The organism is Tateyamaria omphalii (assembly GCF_019802125.1).
Classification (GTDB): Bacteria; Pseudomonadota; Alphaproteobacteria; order Rhodobacterales; family Rhodobacteraceae; genus Tateyamaria; species Tateyamaria omphalii_B.
This window is the reverse complement of sequence record NZ_JAHVHT010000004.1, coordinates 76,794-96,990: the sequence shown is the minus strand read 5'-3', so window position 1 is coordinate 96,990 and position 20,197 is coordinate 76,794. Positions and strand designations below refer to the sequence as shown.

Genomic DNA, 20,197 nt, shown 5'->3' with positions numbered 1-20,197 from the left:
TTCAAACGATCAGGCGCATGGCGTCAACCCCGTGACCCGGAGTTGCAGGAATATGAATACTAGACCGATCACCGGACATTTTGCGAGTTTGCGCCGTTCGCAGGTTTAAATGCGCCCTCTGGCGTGTCGCCCAGGTGTTCTGACGTGGACCGCATGGGTGCGCGCCCGGCCACGAGATCCGCCGTGTGGGTTACATCACAGACCAGAAGCTGGGACAGGTCGGCGCCGTCTACGGTGATAGGCGAAGCGCCCACGGCCTTTGCCGCGTCGGTGGTGATGCTAGAAAGCCAATCGCCCAAGGGCGGGTCGAGATGGGCGGTCACACAGGCGAGCGCAAGGGCCGCGCGTGGGTCGTGGGCGCCCAAAGGGCAGAACGCATCGGCCACGTTGTCGGACCCGACCACGACCGGCACGCCTGCCGCCCGCAACTCGCGCAGCCGGGTGATGCCGCGCCGATCCGGCGTGCCGTCGGTGCGCCCTTGCAGATACAGGTTCGTGACCGGCAACGTGCAGACCGTGATCCCGGCCCGCGCAAGCTTGTCCGCGATGCGGGCGACGTCACGTGGGTTGCGGTCCATCAGGCTGACGCAGTGCCCGCACAGGATCGGACGGTCAAAGCCCGTCTCAAGCGCGGTATCTGCGATCATTTCCAACCCGTTGAGGTCGCCCAGCCCTTCATCCACGTGGAAGTCGAGCATCAGGTCATGGGCCATCGCGGCGGCAAAGATCGCCTCAAGCCCCGCGCGTGTCCTCGGGTCGTCGTAGATGAACGCACCCGCTATGCCGTCGGTCAGGCGCAGCACGTTGCCGACGGTCTCGGCAAACTCGGGGTAGCTCCACAGCTCGATCCCGGTCAGGGCCGCAAGTTGCAGGCCCGGGTGATCCTCGGCCAGCTCGACCAGTACGGACCACGCGAGCGGCGGCGCCGGTTCGTTGCCCCAATCCACATGGCTGCGGATCAGCGTGCATCCGTTGTCCTGCGCCTCGGCCAGTCCCTTAGTCGCGCGGTGGCGCAGGTCATCTTCATCCCAGTGGAACTTGTCGTCGTGCTGGCGCGCGATGGCCTGATGCAGGTCGCCGCCGACCTGGCCCAGCCGGTGGATCGTGTGGCACTTGTCGAGGTGACAATGAGGTTCGACAAGCCGGGGCAGGACCATACATTCGGGTGCGCCGGTGGGCGGCGCGAGACCGGACAGTTTGCCATTGGTGATCACCGGTGTCCCGTGGAGGCAGTCGTCATGTGGCACCCCGCCAAAACCGGTAGGGTCTGACACCAGCGCGTGCGGAACGAGGATGTTCACGTCTGCCGGCCCATCATCGCGTCGGTGCGGTCAGGGGATGTTCTGGAGCAATTGACCTTGCTGCGCAGGCAAATGAGCCGCATGTCCGTCAGTCTCTCCCGTTCTGGAAGTGGATGTCAGCGGCCCTTGAAAAGAAATCCGTGCCAGCGTTGTGAGAGGAGGGTTTCAAATTTCACCGACGCACGCAAGAGTGGTGGTCATGAAAGCCCTTGCTCCGCCGACCATCGCCCCGCCCTTTGCCCGCTATTCCCATGGGGTCGAGGTGCCCGCCGGGTGGCGCTTGGTGCGCACGTCCGGGCAGTTGGGGTTGGCGGGCGACGGGACTGTCCCCGCGGGGACACGGGCGCAGGCCGACATCTGTTTTGCCAATATCGCCGCAATTCTGGCCGAAGCCGGCATGGGCGCGCAGGATGTGTGCCATGTCAGTGCCTATGTGACGGACCGCAGCCATATGGCCGACTACATGGCGGCGCGGGATGCGTTTCTGGCGGGGCGCGAGGTGTTGCCCAGTTCGACGCTGATGATCGTGTCGGGCTTTACCCGTCCTGATTTCACCGTCGAGGTCGAGGTGTGGGCCGCCGCCCCCTAGCCGTGATCGCGGCGGAGCAGTTTCCAAAGCGTCCAGACAAAGGTGCCGCCGAAGAAAATGGTGGCGAGGCCGATGGCTTCCCATCCTGCTGGTCCCTGCGGCATGCCCCGGAAGATCAGCGCGCCGGTCAGCATGGCAAGGCCGGCTGCTGAGAACCAGAAGCGGAACATCAGATCGCCGCGGGTGGGTCCGTGTTTGTTGGACGTCTGTTTGTTCGACATGTTTGGTCTCTTTTCTGCCGGGCGGACCGGGGGCCAGCCCCCGGACCCCCGTCGTATTTTTCGTCAGAAGAAGACCTAGCGCGCGTAGGGATTTGCCAAGGCGGGCAGCAGGCTGCCGGTGCAGATGCCAAAACCGATACGGTAGCCATTGCCCTGTGCGTGGCCTGCGAGTGTGACCGTGTCGCCATCTTCGAGGAAGGTGCGCGTTTCGCCGGTGTCGAGGGTCATGGGTTCCTTGCCGCCCCAGCTGAGTTCGAGGAGGCTGCCGCGTTCGGGTTTTGTCGGGCCCGAGATGGTGCCGGAGCCGAGGAGATCGCCCACATTCATCGGGCAACCGGATGTGCTGTGGTGCGCCAGTTGCTGCGCGGCGGAGTAGTACATTTCGCGGTAGTTGGTGTGGGTGATGGTTGTGGGCTCTTTGCCCTCTGGCCCGAGTGTGACTGTCAGGTCGATGTCGTAGAGCATCGGGCCTGTGTCCTTGATGTGGTCGAGCAGTTCGACCTCTCGCTCGGGTGTGGGCACGCGGAAGGGGTCAAGCGCGGCTTTGGTGACGATCCAGGGGCTGATCGAGGTGGCGGTGGCCTTCGCCTGGAAGGGGCCGAGCGGTTGGTACTCCCACGCCTGGATGTCGCGCGCGGACCAGTCGTTGAGGAGGACGTAGCCGAAGATTGCGGTGTCTGCTTCGTCCACCGTGAGGGGGCCGTCCGAGGCCATGCCGACGATGGCGCCCATCTCAAGCTCCATGTCGAAGCGGCGCGAGGGCAGGAAGGCTGGTGTGTCGTGGTCAGGCGACTTGAGTTGCCCCCAGGGGCGGCGGATGTCGGTACCGGAGACCACGACCGAGGACGCGCGCCCGTTGTAGCCGATGGGGATGTGCAGCCAGTTGGGCGGCAGCGCGTTTTCGGGGCCGCGGAACATGGTGCCCACGTTGGTGGCGTGGTGGCGGCCCGCGTAGAAGTCGGTGAATTCGGAGACCACAAACGGCATGTGCAGGGTGGCGTCGGCCATGGGGACGAGGAGCGGTTCGATCAGCGCTTGGTCCTTGGAGCCTTTGGTTAGGAGCGCGGTCAGCCGGTTGCGCAGGGCGGTCCAGACGGCGGGCCCTTGCTCCATAAGGTCGTTCCAGAAGGGCAGTTCGAACAGCGGTTCGTCGGTCAGGTCGATGATGCCTTGCGCCTCGGCTTGGGCCATGTCGAGGATCATGTCACCGATGGCGGCCCCGCAGCGCGGATCGAGCGTGTCGGTGGAGAACACGCCATAGGGCAGGTTGTTCAGGGGGAAGTCGGTGTCGGGACTGTTGGCGCTGTCGAGCCAGGAAGGCGTGAGGGGCATTTGGTCTTTCTTCGGTCTTCAATACCACCCGGTGCCGTTGGTGGGTGGGTCTTCTCCGGGCTGTAGCTTGCGGTCATCGGCGGGGCGATTGCGCCAATTTCGGATGATGGTGGGCAGTTGCCAGAGTGTAAATGCTGCCAAGGCGATCAGTACCCAGCCGATCCAGGACAGGGAGGTGATGAAGTCGATCACGTCTTGTCCGTGCGGTGCCACTGGCCGCGCTCGGCCCCGCGCAGGTCGTGGCCCGGCCCCTTGCCGTAGCGGTCAGGGCGATTTTTGACGAATTTCTGCCACCAGCCCCAGAGGATGAAGCCCAGCACAAAGACGATGAACGCGCCCATGAGATATCCAAGATATTCCATCATTTCTTACCCGGGCTCCCGTCAAACTTCTTTTCGATGTCTGTCCAGCAGTCGATGTAGTCGTCCTGCAGGGGCGCTTCCTGCGCCGCGAATTGCGTCAGGTGCTGCGGGAAGCGGGTTTCGAACATGAACGACATGGTGTTGTCGAGCTTCTGCGGGTGCAGGTCGGCGTTCGAGGCCCCTTCGAACGCGGTCTTGTCCGGCCCGTGCGGCAGCATCATGTTGTGCAGGCTCATGCCCCCCGGCACGAACCCTTTCGGCTTCGCGTCGTATTGGCCGTAAATGTTGCCCATCAGTTCCGACATGATGTTCTTGTGATACCACGGCGGGCGGAACGTGTCTTCGGCCACCATCCAGCGTTCGCGGAACAGGACGAAGTCGATATTGGCGACACCCGGCTGGCCCGATGGCGCTGTAAGCACTGTAAATATGGACGGATCGGGGTGATCGAAGAGGATCGCACCCACCGGGCAGTAGGTCTTCAGATCGTATTTCAGCGGCGCATAGTTGCCGTGCCATGCCACCACATCCAGCGGGGAATGGCCGATTTCGGTCTCGTGGAACTGGCCGCACCACTTGATGGTGAGGGTTGAGGGGACCTCGCGGTCCTCAAAGGCGGCCACGGGGGCTTTGAAATCGCGCGGATTCGCCATGCAGTTGGCGCCGATGGGGCCGCGCCCCGGCAGTTCGAACTTGGCCCCGTAGTTTTCGCAGACAAAGCCGCGGCAGGGGCCGTCCAGTACTTCGACGCGGTAGACGAGGCCGCGGGGGAGGATAGCAATCTCTTGCGGTTCCACGTCGATGATGCCGAGCTCTGTGCAGAAGCGCAGCCGTCCCTCTTGCGGGACGACGAGCATTTCGCTGTCGGCGGAGTAGAAATAGGCATCCTGCATCGACGCGGTGACGAGGTAGATATGGCTGGCCATGCCCACCTGGGTGTTCACGTCCCCGGCCGTGGTCATGGTGCGCATACCCGTCAGCCATGTCAGATCCTGATCGGTGTGGGGCACCGGGTCCCAGCGGTATTGGCCCAGGCTGGTGACATCCTGCGGGGTGTGCGGCGCGGAGTGCCAATAGGGGAGGTCGATGCGGGCGTAGCGCCCCGAATGCTTCACCGAGGGGCGGATGCGGTAGCACCATGTGCGTTCGGGCCGCACATCGGTGAAGGCCGTACCGCTCAGTTGTTCGCCATAAAGGCCATAGTTGCACTTTTGAGGCGAGTTCATGCCCTCGGGCAGCGCGCCGGGCAGCGCCTCGGTTTCGAAATCGTTGCCGAAGCCGGGCATGTACCCTTCGGTGATGCCTGCACCTGATGGCGCCTGGATCATGGAGTGCGGAGCGGACTGGCGGTTCATGGACACCTCCCTTGCGGAATTGGTCACACATGTAATAGTTGGAATTGTAACTAACAAGCGGATGCCAATGGTCAAGAGCGATGATTTCGATGTGCGGCAGTTCCTGCCTTACTTGCTGAACCAGGCGGCGGAGGCATCAAGCCTGGAGTTTCAGAAAGTCTACAAGGACAAGTACGGGATGCTGCGCAACGAGTGGCGCGTTCTGTTCCATCTCGGCATTTACGGGCAGATGACGGCCAGCGACATCGGCGCGCGGTCGCAGATGCACAAGACCAAGATCAGCCGCGCCGTGCAGCGGTTGGCAGAACGGCGCTATCTGACGCGCACACGGGCCGAGGCGGACCGGCGTGTCGAATACCTGACGCTGACCTCTGCGGGGCAGCGCGTGTATCAGGATCTCAAGGCGACAGCGGCCGAATACGACGCAGCGCTGACCGACGGCATGTCACGGCAAGAAGCTGCGTTGCTGCGCACGATGTTGGAGCGGCTGGCCGCTAGGCCGTGACCGACCGGACCAGCGCGAAACTGTCGGCTTCGACCCGTTCGGGACGCTGCTGTGCAATTGTATCGGCAAGTTCGGGCTGGCGGGGATGGTGCAGGAAGCTGTCAAAGGCCGTCTGATCCCGCCATTGCGCGTAGTTGATGACGTGCAAGCCACTTCCGGACACGTGGAAATTCGACGACAGGAAGCCATCACACCCGCTGATCCAGCCATCGAGATGTTCGAAGATGGCTTGCATCAGTGGTTCAGCCCGTCCTTCGGTCACGCGAAAGCGTATGATCTGGATGAACGGATCGGGGGAGAGTTCTGGCATAGTCAGTTCCGGCAATGAATTCTAAGCAATGCCGGTAGTTTAACGTGCCTATCCTAGAAGTCGACCTCGACCTCGGGGAGATTGAGCGCCTTGATCAGGTCGCGCAGTTCCTGCCGTGCGGCCACGTTCGAGATGTTGAGTTGCTTGACCCCGATATCCTTGAGATCCAGCAGGGTCAGGCCACGCGGGAACAGTTCGCGAAAGATCACGCGCTCGGAGAAACCCGGTGCGATGCGGAAACCGATGCGTTGGGCGAGCATCTTGATCGCGCGCTCCATCTTTTCCTTGTTGACCATGCGTTGTGCGCCCATGCGGTTGCGCAGCACGATCCAGTCGATGGGTTTCAGCCCGGCCTGCGCGCGCAGTTGGCGGGCGTTCCAGACCATTTCCGAATAGACGGACGGCCCAAGGATCTTTTCGCCCGAGGCGTCGATCCGTGCCAGCAGGTCGAAGTCGACAAAGCTGTCATTGAGCGGTGTGATCAGAGTGTCGGCCAGCGAGTGTGCCACCTGGCTGAGCCGGGTGTGCGAGCCGGGGCAGTCGATCAGGATGAAGTCGTTGTCGGGCTCCAGCGTGGCGACCGCTGCCGACAGCCGGTGGTCATAGATGTTTTCACCCGGCTTGAGGTCGGCTGCGTCAATTTCCGGCAGGTCGTGCACATCGGGTGAAGGAAGATCAAGCTCTGTCGAGGCGAGGAAGTTTGCCCGATTCTCGACATACCGTCCGAAAGTGCGTTGCCGCAGATCCAGGTCCAGCGCGCTGACCTTTTTTCCGGCCCGCGCAAGGGCCGTGGCCACGTGCATCGAGACGGTCGATTTGCCGGCGCCGCCCTTTTCGTTGCCGACCACGATGATATGCGCCATGACTGCCCCCTAACCGCACATCCGCTTTGCGAATTTTGCGCTACTATATGTAGTGGCGAGAGGCTTTGAAAGCGGGCGACGCAACTTTCCTGCGGCGACGTGGCGCGGATGTCGCGTTGCCTTTCTGTTAGCGCTATCATAAACGGTGATCGAACGCGGGCGCGAGCCGCGCCTATATGTCTATGGAACGAAGTGAGGAACGAGGAGAGCTGAATGCCCTTGCACCCGACTTTGCAGCGCGTGACCGAGCGCGTGATCGACCGCAGCGCACCGACACGGCGGCGCTATCTGGACCGCATGGCGGCCGCCAAATCTCAGGGACCGGCGCGTGCGCACCTGTCGTGTAGCGGCCAGGCACACGCATTTGCCGCAGCGGGACCTGACCAGTCACGGCTGGCCGAAGCGAGCGTCGGCAATCTTGGCATCGTGACGGCCTATAACGACATGCTGTCGGCGCATCAGCCGTTCGAGACCTATCCGACCCTGATCCGTGACGCGATCCGCGCAGCGGGTGGGACGGCGCAGGTGGCCGGTGGCGTGCCCGCCATGTGTGATGGCGTGACGCAGGGCGAGGCGGGCATGGAGTTGAGCCTGTTTTCCCGCGATGTGATCGCGCTGGCGACGGGCGTGGCGCTGTCGCACAACGTCTTTGACGCCGCTGTGTTTCTGGGTGTGTGCGACAAGATCGTGCCGGGCTTGATCATCGCCGCGCAGAGTTTCGGCCATATGCCCGCGGTCTTCCTGCCTGCCGGTCCAATGACCAGCGGTTTGTCCAACGACGAAAAAGCCAAGGTGCGCCAGAGGTTCGCGGCCGGAGAGGCCACGCGGGAGGAACTGCTCGCCTCGGAAATGGCGGCCTATCACGGTCCGGGTACCTGCACATTCTACGGCACGGCCAACACCAACCAGATGCTGATGGAGTTCATGGGGCTGCACCTGCCCGGGTCGTCCTTCGTCAATCCGAATACGCCCTTGCGCGACGCGCTGACGGTCGAGGGGGCCAAGCGGGCGCTGTCGCTGTCGGCGCTGGGCAACAACTACACGCCTGTGTGCAACATCCTGGATGAAAAGGCGTTCGTGAACGGGATCGTCGGTCTGAACGCGACGGGCGGGTCCACCAACCTGCTGATCCACCTGATCGCCATGGCGCGTGCGGGCGGCATCGTGCTGGATTGGGAGGATTTCTGCGATCTGTCCGAAGTGACCCCGCTGATCGCGCGGGTCTATCCGAACGGCTTGGCCGACGTGAATCACTTCCATGCGGCGGGCGGACTTGGGTTCATGATTGGCGAGCTGCTCAAGGCGGGTCTGCTGCATGACGACACGCAAACGGTCGCTGGTGAGGGGCTGGAGAACTACACGCATGAGCCTAAGCTGATCAATGGTGAACTGACCTGGCAGCCCGGCGCGGGCAAGAGCCTGAACGACAAGATCGTGCGCCCTGCGACGGATCCGTTCCAGGAGACGGGTGGGCTGAGCCGGCTGGTTGGCAACCTCGGGACCGGTGTGATGAAGGTGTCCGCCGTGGCGCCTGAACATCGCGTGGTCGAAGCGCCAGCCCGCGTGTTCCACGATCAGGATCAGGTCAAGGCGGCGTTCAAGGCGGGTGAGTTCAACGAGGGTGATTTTGTCATCGTCGTTCGCTTCCAGGGGCCAAAGGCCAACGGGATGCCCGAACTGCACAGCCTGACGCCGATCCTCGGCATCATGCAGGGGCGTGGGCAGAAGGTGGCGCTCGTCACCGATGGGCGCATGTCGGGTGCGTCGGGCAAGGTGCCGTCGGCCATTCACGTTTGCCCCGAAGCGCTGGATGGCGGTGTCATCGCGCAGGTGCAGGACGGTGATGTGATCCGCGTCGATGCGGTGTCGGGCCAGCTTGAGGTCCTGACCGACGGGGTGCTTGACCGTCCCCACGCCACAGCCGATCTTTCGAACAATCACTGGGGGGTCGGGCGCGATATGTTCCACGCCTTCCGCAATACTGTCGGGTCCGCCAACACAGGTGCGACCGTTTTTGGAGACTTTTGAATGCTGACCGCCAAAGCCGCTGCCGTGCGCGCCCGTGAAATCTGTGAATTGGCGCCGATCGTGCCTGTGCTGGTGGTGGACGATGTGGCCCATGCGGCGCCCTTGGCCGAGGCTTTGGTTGCTGGCGGCTTGCCCGCGTTGGAAGTGACCTTGCGCACGGACGCCGCGCTGGACGTCATCGCGGCGATGTCCAAGGTTGAAGGCGGCGTTGTGGGTGCGGGCACTTTGGTGACGCCAGATGACGTGAAGGCCGCGAAAGAGGCGGGGGCGCAGTTTGGCGTGTCTCCCGGCGCGACCGAGGCGCTGATTGCAGCGTGCGAGGCCGAGGAGCTGCCGCTTCTGCCTGGCGCTGCCACGGCGTCCGAGGCGATGAGCCTTTATGAACGCGGTTACGACATGCTCAAGTTCTTCCCGGCGGAAGCATCAGGTGGTGCGCCAGCGCTCAAAGCCATCGGCGCACCTTTGCCCCAGATTTCATTCTGTCCAACCGGTGGGGTCAGCATGGCCAATGCTGAAAGTTACCTCAGCCTGCCCAACGTCGTATGTGCCGGAGGGTCATGGGTGGCCCCGAAGGACAAGGTTCTCGCAGGCGATTGGGCCGGGATTGAGGCCCTGGCGCGTGAAGCGGCGGCGCTGCCCCGGTAACAGCGCGTAGCGGAAACGCGCTGCATTCAGCCCCTTTGATCCATGTCAATGAAGTTGGCGGCCCGACTGTCAACTTTGGTTTACATGGAGGGCTGACATGCGCATTCTGTTTGTACATCCGAACTATCGTTCCGGCGGGGCCGAGATTGCAGGGACGTGGCCGCCTGCGTGGGTCGCCTATCTGACTGGCCATCTGCGGCAAGCCGGGTTCGACGACATCCATTTCATCGATGCGATGACGGACGAGTTGACGGATGCCGATCTGGCGCAGCGGATGGAGGCCTTGGCCCCCGATGTGGTCGGCGTCACCGCGATCACGCCGTCGATCTACCGGGCCGAGGACGTGCTGAAGATCGCGCGGGACGTGGTGCCGGGTGCGGTTCGCGTCATGGGCGGGGTCCACGCGACCTTCATGTACAAACAGGTGCTGTCCGAAGCGCCGTGGATCGACGTGATCGTGCGCGGCGAGGGCGAGGAGATCTGCACCGAACTGATGCTTGCCATCGAAGACGGCCGCTTTCCCGCTGAGCGGAAGAAGATACGCGGCCTTGCCTTCATGGATGGGGACAAGATCGTTGCCACGCAAGCTGCCAGCACGGTCAAGGATCTGAGCAAGATCAAGCCTGATTGGTCCGTTCTGGACTGGGCCAAATACATCTACATCCCGCTGAACACGCGCGTCGCCATTCCCAATCTGGCGCGCGGCTGTCCGTTCACCTGTTCCTTCTGCAGCCAGTGGAAATTCTGGCGCGACTACCGCGTGCGTGATCCCAAGGACGTGGTGGATGAGATCGAAGACCTCGTGGAAAATCATGGGGTTGGGTTCTTCATCCTCGCGGACGAGGAACCGACGATCAACAAGAAGAAATTCGTGGCCTTTTGTCAGGAACTGATCGACCGGGGCCTGCCGGACCGCGTGAAATGGGGCATCAACACCCGCGTCACGGACATTTACCGCGACAAGGATTTGCTGAAATTCTACCGCAAGGCTGGGTTGGTGCATGTGTCGCTTGGCACCGAGGCGGCCGCGCAGATGAAGCTGGACGTGTTCAACAAGGAAACCAAGGTTGAAGAGAACAAGACCGCCATCAAACTCTTGCGCGAGGCCGACATTCTGGTCGAGGCGCAGTTTATCGTGGGTCTTGATAACGAGACGCCGGAGACGCTGGAAGAAACCTACAAGATGGCGTGGGACTGGCAGCCCGATCTGGCGAACTGGTCGATGTATACGCCCTGGCCCTTCACCCCGCTGTTCCAGGAGTTGAAGGATCAGGTCGAGATCTATGACTTCTCAAAATACAACTTCGTGACGCCCATCATGAAGCCCGCCGCGATGGAACGGGGCGAGTTGCTGGACGGGGTGATGAACAATTACCGGCGGTTCTACAGCAAGAAGGCGCTGTTTCATTACCCGTGGCGCGGCACCGGGTTCCGGCGGCGGTATCTGCTGGGCTGCCTTTATGCCTTCCTCAAGGCCGGGTTCCAGCGCACGTTCTACGATCTGGGCAAGGCGGGGTATTGGGGGCCGCAAACCAAGAAAACCGTGGATTTTCATTTCGACGAAACCCGGCAACTGGCCGAAGCGCAGTTGGAGGATTGGGAGGCCAGTGCCGACCGGGCCGCGCGCGCCAAGGAACGGCGCGAGGCGGTGAAGGCGCAGACCATCGCGCGCAAGCGCGAGGCCGGGCAGGTCAAAGCCTGCGGTGGGGGCAATCAGCAGATGGAGGATGTCTGAGGACGCCCATCGCCCGCCCGGTGTGATCGGGCCCAATGCCATCCTGCAATTGCTGCCGCTTCTGGACCGTATCGGCGGGCCTGAGCGGCGCGCGCAGATGTTGGCCGCGGCCGGAATTTTCGATGTCCCGGACGGAAGTTGCATGATCCCAGAAGGCGATGCCGCGCGGCTGCATCAGCAATTGCGCAAGGAAGAGCCGGATCTGGCCCCCTGCCTTTCATCCGTTGCGGGGTACGAGACCGCCAATTACATCCTGACCCACCGGATCCCGCGACCCGCGCAATGGGTGCTGTACACGCTGCCCCCTGCACCAGCGGCGCGGCTGTTGTCGCGCGCCATTGAAAAACACGCCTGGACCTTTGTCGGGTCGGGGCGGCTGCATGTGCCGGACGCGTGGACGTTCGAGATTTCAGACAACCCGCTGATCCGGGGGGAGAGAAGCGCGGGGTGTTTGTGCCACTGGCACGCTGCGGTTTTTGCCCGGCTTTATCAGGCGTTGGTGTCGCCGAGTTGTACCTGTGAGGAATGCCGGTGTGGTGCGCAAAGCGGGGGGGGGCCGTGCCGGTTTGAGGTGCGATGCGAGGCGTCGAAATCTTTGTGACTTTGACCTCTACTTGGTGAGCCGACCCGAGGGACCGTCTTCGTTTGCTTGGAACATGTTCGGCTTGAGCTCAAACTTGCAATGACACCGCGTTGTCGCCAATCTCTGTTTGTGACCAAAGGAAACAGGTGTTGAAATGAGCGTCGACTGGCAAAGGGCGGCCGCTTATGTGGTCGCGTTTGATGCGCAACGGCAGGTTTTGCTGACGCAATTTGAGAAGACGGGTCACCCCAAATCGGGCGCTTGGACATTGCCCGGTGGTGGCATGGAATGGGGCGAAGCGGCACACGAGACCGCATTGCGAGAACTAAAAGAGGAAACCGGCCTGTGCGCAGATATCGGCGCATTGTTGGGTGCACAGTCAGAGTGGTTTGACGAAGGTGCAACCGAACGAGGACAGCGCGGTCTCGCAATCCGATTGATATTTGAAGCACAGAATTGTTCTGGGGAACTCAAAACGGACTTCAGCGACGACGACACGACGGTAGGTGCGGCTTGGTTCACGGTTGGAGAGGTTCAACACCTGAACAGGGTTGAGGTTGTCGACTTCGGCCTTTCCCTCATTTCCAGAACTCGCGGTCCTGTTTGATGTTTATTGGTCCGAAGGAGCGCTCGTCACAATTGTCCAGGACTGCGTTGTTCCGCACTGACGACACTTGGGTCAGTTGTGTTCGACCCAAAAGTCGAAATCGCACGGCGCGGCTATCTGCTTCCGGACGGTACACTGCGGGTATGGGTCCAACGGACCGAGACTGTTTGAACCAGCTGCGCCCGCCAACGAAAAAGGGCCGCCCAGTTGGAGCGACCCTTGGCAATTGTGGTACTGGCGCAGGCTTCAGAAGCCCAGGCCAGCGTATTTGTTCTTGAACTTCGACACGCGGCCACCGGTGTCCATCAGGCGCGAGGTGCCGCCGGTCCATGCGGGGTGCACGGAGGGGTCGATGTCGAGCGACAGCTGGTCGCCTTCCTTGCCCCATGTCGATTTCATTTGAACCACCGTGCCGTCCGTCATCTTGACGTCGATGATGTGGTAGTCGGGATGCGTGTCGGCTTTCATGCTTCCGCTCCTTCGGACTTCTTGGGTTTGTAGTTGGTGACTTCCGCGATCCGGGCCGATTTGCCGCGGCGCGAGCGGAGGTAGTAGAGTTTGGCGCGACGCACGCGACCGCGGCGGACCACAGTGATGCTGTCGATGTTGGTCGAGTAGAGGGGGAACACCCGCTCCACACCTTCGCCAAAGGAAATCTTGCGAACGGTGAACGAACCAGCGATGCCCGAGCCGTTGTTGCGGGCGATGCAGACGCCTTCGTAGTTCTGCACACGGGTGCGGGTGCCTTCGGTCACCTTGTAGCCGACGCGGATGCTGTCACCGGCTTTGAAGTCGGGGATGTCTTTCCCCAGGGCGGCGATCTGTTCCGCCTCTAGCTGTGCGATCAGGTCCATGGGCCTGGTCTCCTATCGATGCTCGTGGTTTGCCCACGAAGGTTGTGTCGCGCCTCAGAGCTCTGTGTCTTCACCGGGTCCACCGCAGTGCCCGCCAGAGGTCAGGTCATCATTTCTGTGCAGATTTGTCGCGATGGCTACGTGCCGAAGAAGGCACCACGCGCCAAACCGTCCGAATCCGAGTGTCGGGACCGAACGAGTGGCGTATATGCCCAGGCCAGATAGCGGTCAAGCCCGCTCAGGCTCAGGACACCATACCCGCGTAGTCGGCCGCATCCAGAACCATGATATCGGAGGCGAAGAGGGTAAAGTTGTCGATCAGGTGGAAGCTGCTGCGCGGATTGTCATCGAAAAAGATGTTGCCCGCGTTCTGCGCGCGCAATTCATTCCACTGGTCCCGGTTGTAAAACTCGACCGAGTTGGACGTGCCCCCCGGACCCAACGCACTATAGTCGCCATCGAGCCGCACCGTCGCGACTTTTTCATCGTTCAGAAAGACTTCAAAGACGTTGCCGCTGTACCATCCACCCGCAAAGGAGCCATCGACGCGAAACTCGATCTCGGGGTCGCCCGGATCGGTATTCAGGATGGCGAGTTGGTCTTCCTGGACGTTGAAGTCACGGATCCAGGTGCTGGTATTGCCGTCGTTGCGGAACTCTTCGGTGACGGTGTCAGTGTTGTTGACGGAGTGAGCGACTATGAATGTGTCGTCTCCTTCGCCGCCCGTGCCCCAGTCGAAATCTGACAGCACCAGCGAGTCGTTGCCGTCACCGCCGAGCAAGCGGTCAGCGGTCGCCTCGATTGCGCCTTCCAAGGGGCGGCCAATTTCTGCCGCGACGAGCACGTCATCGCCCGCCCCACCATCGATTGTGTCCTTACCCTCACCGCCGAGAACCGTATCATCGCCGTCGCCACCTTCGGTAACATCGTTTCCGTCGCCGCCAGACACGCGGTCGTTCCCGGTGTCGCCACTGACGTGATCATCACCCGCACCGCCGCGTGCCAGATCGTCGCCATCGCCGCCCATGACACTGTCATTGCCGTCATTGCCCTTGAGTGTGTCATGCCCATCACCGCCGTCGATGGTGTCATCACCGCTATCTGCCTTGAGGTCGTCGTTGCCGCGTTCGCCGACCAACAGATCGTTGCCATCGCCGCCGCGCAGGCTGTCATTCCCGGTGCGGCCATTCAGTGCGTCGTCGCCCTCTCCGCCATTCAACAGATCGTTTCCGGATGCGCCGCTGATCGTGTCGTCGCCCGCGCCGCCGTCGACCGTATCGCGGCCCTGGCCACCGTCCAGCCAGTCATTGCCCGCGCCGCCGCTGATTTCATCCTGGCCCATGTCGCCAAATGCGCGGTCATCACCGTCGCCGCCGTCGATGACGTCGTTGTTGCGCGCACCGCGCAGCAGGTCGTCATCCTCACCACCGGTCAGCGTGTCGTTGCCCCACCCGCCGATCAGGGTGTCGAGGCCCGCCCCCCCATCCAGATCGTCGTTGCCGCGTTGACCATTGATCAAATCGTCGCCATCGCCGCCGTCGATTACATCATTGTCGTTGGTTCCCCTGATCTCATCGTCTTGATCAGAGCCCACAAATACGGCGCCGGACGCCAGTCCGAGCATCGCCAGAATATACAGCATTCCAAATTGTCCCCAGGTTCATACAGGCCGTTTTCGACTCGTTTTTTCAACACTAGCAGACGTTGACCGGATTTGTGTCAGCTTTTTGCAAAGCGTGCTGAGTCCGAAGCCAATCGCGCCGTATTTCCGCAACCGTTTCCTGCGGCGAAACAGATGCCCGAGTTCTATGGCTTGGTTGGTCGTTTTGCCCAAAGGTCAGGGCGCCGTTCCTGCGTCAGCTTCTCGGATTGGGCTTGGCGCCATTCTGCCACTTTGCCGTGATCGCCCGAGGTCAAAACCGCCGGAATGTCGCGTCCCTCCCACGTTGCGGGTCGGGTGTATTGCGGGTGTTCCAGCAGACCGTGTGAATGGCTTTCCTCAACCGCGCTTTCCGCGTTGCCAAGCACGCCGGGCAAGAGGCGCACGGTTGCATCGAGCATGGCTTGGGCGGCAATCTCGCCCCCGGTCATCACGAAATCACCGAGGCTGACCTCGGTGATGTTCCAATGCTCAAGCACACGCTCGTCCACACCTTCGAACCGGCCGCACAGCAGGGTGACCCCGTCGCACCGCGCCAGGTCGCGCGCCATGGCCTGGTCAAAACGTTGTCCCCGCGGGGACAGATACAGGATGGGCCAGCGTCCGCGCGCGTGAGTCTGCGCCTCGGCAATCGCGTTGCTGACCACGTCCGCGCGCAACACCATGCCCGCCCCACCGCCCGCGGGCGTGTCGTCAACGTTGCGGTGCTTGCCAATACCGTGCGCGCGCAGGTCGTGCGTGTGGAGTTGCCACTTCCCGTCCTGCAGCGCCTTGCCCGTGAGCGAAGCGCCCAGCACGCCTGGGAAGGTTTCTGGGAACAGTGTCACGATCCGTGCCTGCCAGACGCCCACGAGGTCGGGCGCCTCGTCCATGAGCGACGATGGTTTGAGCGTCGGGCGTATAGCCTTGCGCCCATGGGATTTTGCGGCTTGGGACTTGGGGGGCTGTGTCATGGCCCTAGAAAAGCCCTTCGGGCGGGTCGGCGACGATACGCCCCGCAGACAGGTCAACCGTGGGCACCGCGACCTTAGTAAAGGGCAGGAGCACCGTAGCCGTACCGCCGGGTGCGTGGATTTCGAGGAGATCGCTGGCGCCGTGGTTCTGGACCGACTTGACGCGGCCAAGGGACGTGCCTCCGGTGTCGAACACTTCCAGCCCGACGAGGTCGGTGTAATAAAATTCGTCATCAGGCAGGTGTGGGAGCTGCTCGCGGCGGGCGAAAAGCTGGATGCCCTTTAGCGCGTCCGCTTCTTCCTTGGTCGCCACTTCCGCGATGCGCACGACAAATCCGTTTTTCATCGGGCGGATGATAGCGAGCGAAAAGGCGCGTTTGCCGTCTTCCGAGGTGAGAGGGCTGTAGGTTTCGATGTCCTCGGGTGCGGCGCAAAAGGATTTCACGCGCACCTCGCCCCGAACGCCATAGGCACCGCCAATGGCACCGACGCAAATCAGATCGTCACTCATGCCAGCACACTCCGTCGCGCATCTCGCCGCCTTGCCCCGCGCAGGCCTCCGCCGCCTGACTGCGTTCGAACAGAAGACCCGCCACAAAGGCGACAAGGATCAGGATGGCAGTGCGAACAAGTCCGAACATAAGGCTCACGTGCTGGAAAGGTTGGTGCATTTGCGACACGTTACCGAACGTTGTCCAGTGCGGGATGCCTCTGGGCGCGTGAGCGCGCGGATTTTGTATCGTTTCGCATGGCTGGCCGGTTCTACTGTGTGATCCGATACAGCGCACACGCATTTGAATGGTGGCGACGGTATCAGATGCCCCCGCACCCAAGCGGCTGGTTGGGGAGAGGAAGCTGTTTCCTGACGCGTGTTTGCGACATGTGCCTAGAGGCGCCCCGACCATTCGAAATGGAAGCAGCGCATCAGCACCTCAGGCGTTTGTGCCCAGAAGGATTTTCCTGATGTCCCCGTTTGCGCGGTAAGACTCAACCAACAGGTAGGGGAAACCGAACATGCCTCCAAGGAAGACGTTCAGAAAACCATAGACATACGCTTTGGCCGTCGCCCCCTCCCGCCAGACGATCCATGTCGATGACAGAAGCAGATAGATGATGAAGTCAAAGTCGAATTGCGAGCGCCAATTCAACGCAGTCAGGTCGTTGAACGCCACGACGGGCCAAAGCCATCCATGACCGGCAATTGCGATGACGGTCGAAGCGTAAATTCCAAGTGTCGATGCGATGAGGAACAGGCGCAGTGTTGTCATGTCTTGATCTCCGCTGGTGTCGGTTTACCACTCTTGGGCAGGGCGCGTTGACGTTGCATGTGTTGAGCTGCAGCGCGCTGTCGTGCGGGGCATTTTCGGTTGTACATGCGCAGAACCGTGTCGAGCACATAGGCGAACGAGATGGTCCCGAACAACATAGTGATTGGTGCAAGCGTGGCATGCGTGCGCCTTTTCCGAGGTCAAAGGCCCTACGGCGATCCGCGGGTTTGACCCTGCGCGGCGTGTTTCGCCGGTTTGCGGGTCGGGGAACCGATGCCGGGCACGGTGGGGCGCGAGGGCGCTTGAACCCGTCAACGCCGTTCGATGATGAGGTCGTGCCGATGTTCCCAGCCAGCGCGCTCCAATTCCGGAGTGTCGGCGGTTTCCTCGGGCCAGCCGACGCACATATAGGCGACAAGCGACCAGCCTTCGGGTGCGTCGAGATCGCGGCAGAGTTGGTCGGGGTCGAGGATCGAGACCCAGCCCATGCCCAGCCCTTCGGACCGGGCGGCGAGCCACATCAGCGTGATGGCGCCGACCACCGAGTAGCGCCGCATTTCAGGCATGGTCGCGGCGCCAAGGCCCCGCCCTTGCGTCGTGCTATCGTCGCAAAAAATCGCAAGGTGTTCAGGGGCTTCGGCCATGCCCGACAGCTTGAGTTGGCTGTAGCTGGCGGCTTCTTCGCCATCATATCCGGCGAGTGCTGCGGCGTTGGCCGATTTGTAGTTCTCAAGGGCGGCGGTGCGGGCCGTATCGCTTTGGACGCGGAGGATGCGCCAGGGTTCGGACAGGCCCACGGAAGGGGCCAGCCGAAATGTGTCGAGGCAGCGCATCAGCACTGCCTCGGGCACGGGATCGGTGCGAAAGTGGCGCACGTCGCGCCGCCACGCCATGAGGTTCAGTAGCTGACGGCGAAACTCATCCGGAAATGTGTCCACGCGCCAAGCCCCTGATTACTCTGCGGTTTCTTCTGCAGTAGCTTCTTCGGCCGGGGCTTCGGAGGCTTCGGCAGCCTTGGCCGCTTTCTCTTCCGCGCGGTCCTTGGCTTTCTGGCCGGGCTCACCCTTGTTGGGGTTGTTGCGCTCTTTCTTTTCCAGAACGCCTGCGGCTTCCAGCATGCGGCTGATGCGGTCTGTGGGCTGTGCGCCCTGACCCAGCCAGTATTGCACGCGCTCCATGTTCATCTTCACGCGCTCTTCGCTGTCCTTGGGCAGAAGCGGGTTATAGGTGCCCAGCTTTTCGATGTAGCGGCCGTCGCGCGGCATGCGGCTGTCGGCAGCCACGATGCGGTAGAAGGGACGCTTTTTCGAGCCGCCGCGGGCGAGACGAATTTTCATAGCCATGGTGTATTTCCTTTTGTTTTTAGTTTTGTGGTGGGCAGATTGCCCACCCTACGATTGGTGTTTGCGGTGGTGTTGGATCACCTCCGCGATGATGAAGTTCAGGAACTTCTTGGCGAATTCGGGGTCCAGATCGGCCCGGTTTGCCAAATCTTCGAGCCGAGCGATCTGCGCGGCTTCGCGCGTGGGATCGGAGGGCGGAAGGTCGTGTGTGGCCTTGAGTTTCCCCACGGCCTGTGTGTGTTTGAACCGCTCGCCCAGGGTGTAGACGAGGATGGCATCGAGCCGGTCGATGCTGGCGCGGTGGTCGGCCAGCACCTCGGCGGCGCGCGTGACGGCGTCGGTCATGGGCGTCCCTTTCCGGGGCCGAAAAGGCTGGAAAACAGGGTGTCACCCCCCGTGCACCATCCGTACACCCCCTGTGCACCCCCACCGTGAGGGTGGTGTAAGGTTTCGTTAATCAAGTGCCCATCCTTTCGGTTTGAACATCGGGTCGGCGTAGTGGCCGATTTCCATCTCGATCCCGTGTGCCAATTGCGTGCCATCGAGTGCCGCGGGAGAGGGGTGGCGGTAGACGGCGTCGGAGCCGTCGATGGTTTGCGCAGTCTTGTCCTTGGTCGCACCGAGCCGCTCGGCCAGCCGGATGCTGTCGAGGTTCATCGGGTCGAGATAGCTGACAGCGCCGTCCCACCCATTCGCGTAGTAATGCGCGCGCACGGCGTGGGTGGCTTCGAGCGCGTAGCCCTTGCCCGCCTTGTCCGGCCAGATGATCCAGGCAATCTCGCGTTCGGGCCAGCCTGCCGGCTGCCAGCCACCAGCCATGCCGTAGGTGTCGTCCGTATCCTTGTCGTGGATCATCCACATGCCGAAGCCGCGGATGTCCCAGTGCCCGATTTCGGCGGCGTAGAGCATCCACGCCTCGTAGGGGTTCAGCGGGCCGCCCATGAAGCGGGAGCGGTAGGAGGCGAAGGTGGCCTTGAAGTTCGGGTAGTCCTCGGGCTCGGGGCCGCGCAGGACGAGGCGCTGTGTTTCGATGACGGGGATGGCGGCATGAGACATCACATCACCTCCCGGACGTAGCGGTAGATGAGGGTCGTTTCGCCGTCTTGCGCGATCTCGCCATCGGGCAGACCGCCGAGCCGTTGCGCCAGTTTGATGGAGCGGGCGTTGGCGGGGTCGATATAGGAGACCAGCGTGGACCAGCCGAGCGTGTCAAAGGCGTGGGTGAGGGCAGCTTGAGCGGCCTCTTGCGCGATGCCCATCCCTTCGGCCCGTTCTGTCAGCATGAAGCCGAGCTCGGGTTCCTGATCGCCGGGCTCGTAGCCCAGCACGACAAAGCCCGCGATGTCGCCCGCGTGGCCGATGGTCCAGAGGCCGTGGCCGTGCAGGAGCCAAGTGGATGTCATTTGGCTGAAGTCGAGCCAGGCATCTTCGCGGCTCATCGGGCCACCCAGATGTTGGCCACGATCGGTGCAGGCGATCTGGGCGTAGGTGTCGAAATCCGTCACGCGCGGGGCGCGCATGATGAGCCGGTCGGTCGCGAGGGTCGGCAAGTGGCCTTGCAGGGCGATGGCGAAGAGGGAGGCCGCGCCGCTGCGGGGCGTTTCGCAGGGGAAGGTCATCGGCGCGCGCCTTTCCAGAAGGACGCGCTGGCGCGCGACGACATATTGGCGGCGTTTGGACCGT

Annotated in this window: 27 protein-coding genes; 7 read left to right on the top strand and 20 right to left on the bottom strand. The window is 62.3% G+C overall.

The genetic code is table 11. The annotated features are described in order from the left end of the window. Positions 1-68: 68 nt before the first annotated feature. Positions 69-1,301 carry an amidohydrolase family protein gene (locus KUV51_RS16395; protein WP_315898838.1) on the bottom strand — a complete coding sequence of 411 codons (1,233 nt, stop codon included), beginning with the start codon at positions 1,299-1,301 and terminating at the stop codon, positions 69-71. 199 nt (positions 1,302-1,500) lie between these two features. On the opposite strand from KUV51_RS16395, the gene KUV51_RS16390 reads away from it, so the two are divergent. After that, complete coding sequence (locus tag KUV51_RS16390) at positions 1,501-1,890, top strand: RidA family protein (protein ID WP_222522531.1); 390 nt, start codon at positions 1,501-1,503, stop codon at positions 1,888-1,890. Here the strand turns inward: KUV51_RS16390 and KUV51_RS16385 are convergent. The 5 genes from KUV51_RS16385 to hmgA all read right to left on the bottom strand — a co-directional run bounded on the left by KUV51_RS16385 (position 1,887) and on the right by hmgA (position 5,160). After that, positions 1,887-2,111, bottom strand: coding sequence for a hypothetical protein (locus KUV51_RS16385; protein ID WP_222522530.1), 225 nt, complete (start codon positions 2,109-2,111; stop codon positions 1,887-1,889). The genes KUV51_RS16390 and KUV51_RS16385 overlap by 4 nt on opposite strands. A 75-nt stretch (positions 2,112-2,186) precedes the next feature. Continuing rightward, positions 2,187-3,443, bottom strand: a complete 1,257-nt coding sequence (gene fahA / locus KUV51_RS16380; protein ID WP_222522529.1) for a fumarylacetoacetase — start codon at positions 3,441-3,443, stop codon at positions 2,187-2,189. Between the two features lie 18 nt (positions 3,444-3,461). After that, complete coding sequence (locus tag KUV51_RS16375; RefSeq protein ID WP_222522528.1) at positions 3,462-3,635, bottom strand: hypothetical protein; 174 nt, start codon at positions 3,633-3,635, stop codon at positions 3,462-3,464. Continuing rightward, the gene (locus tag KUV51_RS16370) at positions 3,632-3,808 is read right to left on the bottom strand and encodes a hypothetical protein (protein ID WP_222522527.1); all 177 of its coding nucleotides are present in this window, start codon (positions 3,806-3,808) and stop codon (positions 3,632-3,634) included. The genes KUV51_RS16375 and KUV51_RS16370 overlap by 4 nt, the downstream gene beginning before the upstream one ends. Further along, positions 3,805-5,160: a homogentisate 1,2-dioxygenase gene (hmgA, locus tag KUV51_RS16365; RefSeq protein WP_222522526.1), complete on the bottom strand. Its 1,356-nt coding sequence runs from the start codon at positions 5,158-5,160 to the stop codon at positions 3,805-3,807. The genes KUV51_RS16370 and hmgA overlap by 4 nt, the downstream gene beginning before the upstream one ends. Before the next feature lie 67 nt (positions 5,161-5,227). Here hmgA and KUV51_RS16360 point away from each other — a divergent pair, with 67 nt between their 5' ends. Further along, entirely contained in the window at positions 5,228-5,665 is a 438-nt protein-coding gene (locus KUV51_RS16360) for a MarR family winged helix-turn-helix transcriptional regulator (RefSeq protein WP_222522812.1), read from the top strand. On the opposite strand, the gene KUV51_RS16355 is transcribed toward KUV51_RS16360, so the two are convergent. Together KUV51_RS16355 and KUV51_RS16350 are read right to left on the bottom strand one after the other, a co-directional pair. Next, complete coding sequence (locus KUV51_RS16355) at positions 5,655-5,975, bottom strand: antibiotic biosynthesis monooxygenase (protein ID WP_147110549.1); 321 nt, start codon at positions 5,973-5,975, stop codon at positions 5,655-5,657. The two genes, KUV51_RS16360 and KUV51_RS16355, sit on opposite strands and share 11 nt — an antisense overlap. Positions 5,976-6,028: 53 nt before the next feature. Further along, positions 6,029-6,838 (bottom strand): division plane positioning ATPase MipZ, encoded by an 810-nt coding sequence (locus KUV51_RS16350; RefSeq protein ID WP_222522525.1) that lies wholly within the window; start codon positions 6,836-6,838, stop codon positions 6,029-6,031. Positions 6,839-7,051: 213 nt separating this feature from the next. Between KUV51_RS16350 and edd the strand changes: the two genes are divergently transcribed. From edd to KUV51_RS16325, 5 genes are all read left to right on the top strand, one after another. Next, on the top strand, positions 7,052-8,866 hold the full coding sequence (gene edd / locus KUV51_RS16345) for a phosphogluconate dehydratase (protein WP_222522524.1): 1,815 nt from the start codon (positions 7,052-7,054) through the stop codon (positions 8,864-8,866). After that, a complete protein-coding gene (eda, locus tag KUV51_RS16340) occupies positions 8,867-9,511 on the top strand; it encodes a bifunctional 4-hydroxy-2-oxoglutarate aldolase/2-dehydro-3-deoxy-phosphogluconate aldolase (RefSeq protein WP_039682107.1) in 645 nt (214 codons plus the stop codon). It begins immediately after the preceding gene. A gap of 97 nt (positions 9,512-9,608) precedes the next feature. After that, a complete protein-coding gene (bchE, locus tag KUV51_RS16335; protein ID WP_222522523.1) occupies positions 9,609-11,246 on the top strand; it encodes a magnesium-protoporphyrin IX monomethyl ester anaerobic oxidative cyclase in 1,638 nt (545 codons plus the stop codon). Beyond that, the gene (bchJ, locus tag KUV51_RS16330; RefSeq protein WP_222522522.1) at positions 11,239-11,847 is read left to right on the top strand and encodes a bacteriochlorophyll 4-vinyl reductase; all 609 of its coding nucleotides are present in this window, start codon (positions 11,239-11,241) and stop codon (positions 11,845-11,847) included. The genes bchE and bchJ overlap by 8 nt, the downstream gene beginning before the upstream one ends. A 136-nt stretch (positions 11,848-11,983) precedes the next feature. Then, positions 11,984-12,436, top strand: coding sequence for an NUDIX hydrolase (locus tag KUV51_RS16325; protein WP_222522521.1), 453 nt, complete (start codon positions 11,984-11,986; stop codon positions 12,434-12,436). Between the two features lie 246 nt (positions 12,437-12,682). On the opposite strand, the gene rpmE is transcribed toward KUV51_RS16325, so the two are convergent. The 12 genes from rpmE to KUV51_RS16265 all read right to left on the bottom strand — a co-directional run bounded on the left by rpmE (position 12,683) and on the right by KUV51_RS16265 (position 20,133). After that, a complete protein-coding gene (gene rpmE, locus KUV51_RS16320) occupies positions 12,683-12,904 on the bottom strand; it encodes a 50S ribosomal protein L31 (RefSeq protein WP_076629100.1) in 222 nt (73 codons plus the stop codon). Then, on the bottom strand, positions 12,901-13,290 hold the full coding sequence (gene rplS, locus KUV51_RS16315) for a 50S ribosomal protein L19 (RefSeq protein WP_222522520.1): 390 nt from the start codon (positions 13,288-13,290) through the stop codon (positions 12,901-12,903). The genes rpmE and rplS overlap by 4 nt, the downstream gene beginning before the upstream one ends. Positions 13,291-13,534: 244 nt before the next feature. Next, the gene (locus tag KUV51_RS16310; protein WP_222522519.1) at positions 13,535-14,932 is read right to left on the bottom strand and encodes a calcium-binding protein; all 1,398 of its coding nucleotides are present in this window, start codon (positions 14,930-14,932) and stop codon (positions 13,535-13,537) included. Positions 14,933-15,096: 164 nt separating this feature from the next. Continuing rightward, positions 15,097-15,903, bottom strand: coding sequence for a tRNA (guanosine(37)-N1)-methyltransferase TrmD (gene trmD / locus KUV51_RS16305; RefSeq protein ID WP_222522518.1), 807 nt, complete (start codon positions 15,901-15,903; stop codon positions 15,097-15,099). Between the two features lie 4 nt (positions 15,904-15,907). After that, on the bottom strand, positions 15,908-16,414 hold the full coding sequence (gene rimM / locus KUV51_RS16300; RefSeq protein WP_222522517.1) for a ribosome maturation factor RimM: 507 nt from the start codon (positions 16,412-16,414) through the stop codon (positions 15,908-15,910). Further along, positions 16,407-16,544 (bottom strand): hypothetical protein, encoded by a 138-nt coding sequence (locus KUV51_RS16295; RefSeq protein WP_222522516.1) that lies wholly within the window; start codon positions 16,542-16,544, stop codon positions 16,407-16,409. The genes rimM and KUV51_RS16295 overlap by 8 nt, the downstream gene beginning before the upstream one ends. A gap of 291 nt (positions 16,545-16,835) precedes the next feature. Next, on the bottom strand, positions 16,836-17,171 hold the full coding sequence (locus KUV51_RS16290) for a hypothetical protein (RefSeq protein ID WP_222522515.1): 336 nt from the start codon (positions 17,169-17,171) through the stop codon (positions 16,836-16,838). 311 nt (positions 17,172-17,482) lie between these two features. Beyond that, complete coding sequence (bluB, locus tag KUV51_RS16285) at positions 17,483-18,109, bottom strand: 5,6-dimethylbenzimidazole synthase (RefSeq protein WP_222522514.1); 627 nt, start codon at positions 18,107-18,109, stop codon at positions 17,483-17,485. Positions 18,110-18,124: 15 nt separating this feature from the next. Then, entirely contained in the window at positions 18,125-18,514 is a 390-nt protein-coding gene (gene rpsP, locus KUV51_RS16280) for a 30S ribosomal protein S16 (RefSeq protein WP_222522513.1), read from the bottom strand. A gap of 48 nt (positions 18,515-18,562) precedes the next feature. Beyond that, positions 18,563-18,859: a chorismate mutase gene (locus KUV51_RS16275; protein WP_222522512.1), complete on the bottom strand. Its 297-nt coding sequence runs from the start codon at positions 18,857-18,859 to the stop codon at positions 18,563-18,565. 108 nt (positions 18,860-18,967) lie between these two features. After that, on the bottom strand, positions 18,968-19,570 hold the full coding sequence (locus tag KUV51_RS16270; protein WP_222522511.1) for a GNAT family N-acetyltransferase: 603 nt from the start codon (positions 19,568-19,570) through the stop codon (positions 18,968-18,970). After that, complete coding sequence (locus KUV51_RS16265) at positions 19,570-20,133, bottom strand: GNAT family N-acetyltransferase (protein ID WP_222522510.1); 564 nt, start codon at positions 20,131-20,133, stop codon at positions 19,570-19,572. Before KUV51_RS16265 ends, KUV51_RS16270 begins: the two co-directional genes overlap by 1 nt. Positions 20,134-20,197 lie beyond the last annotated feature (64 nt).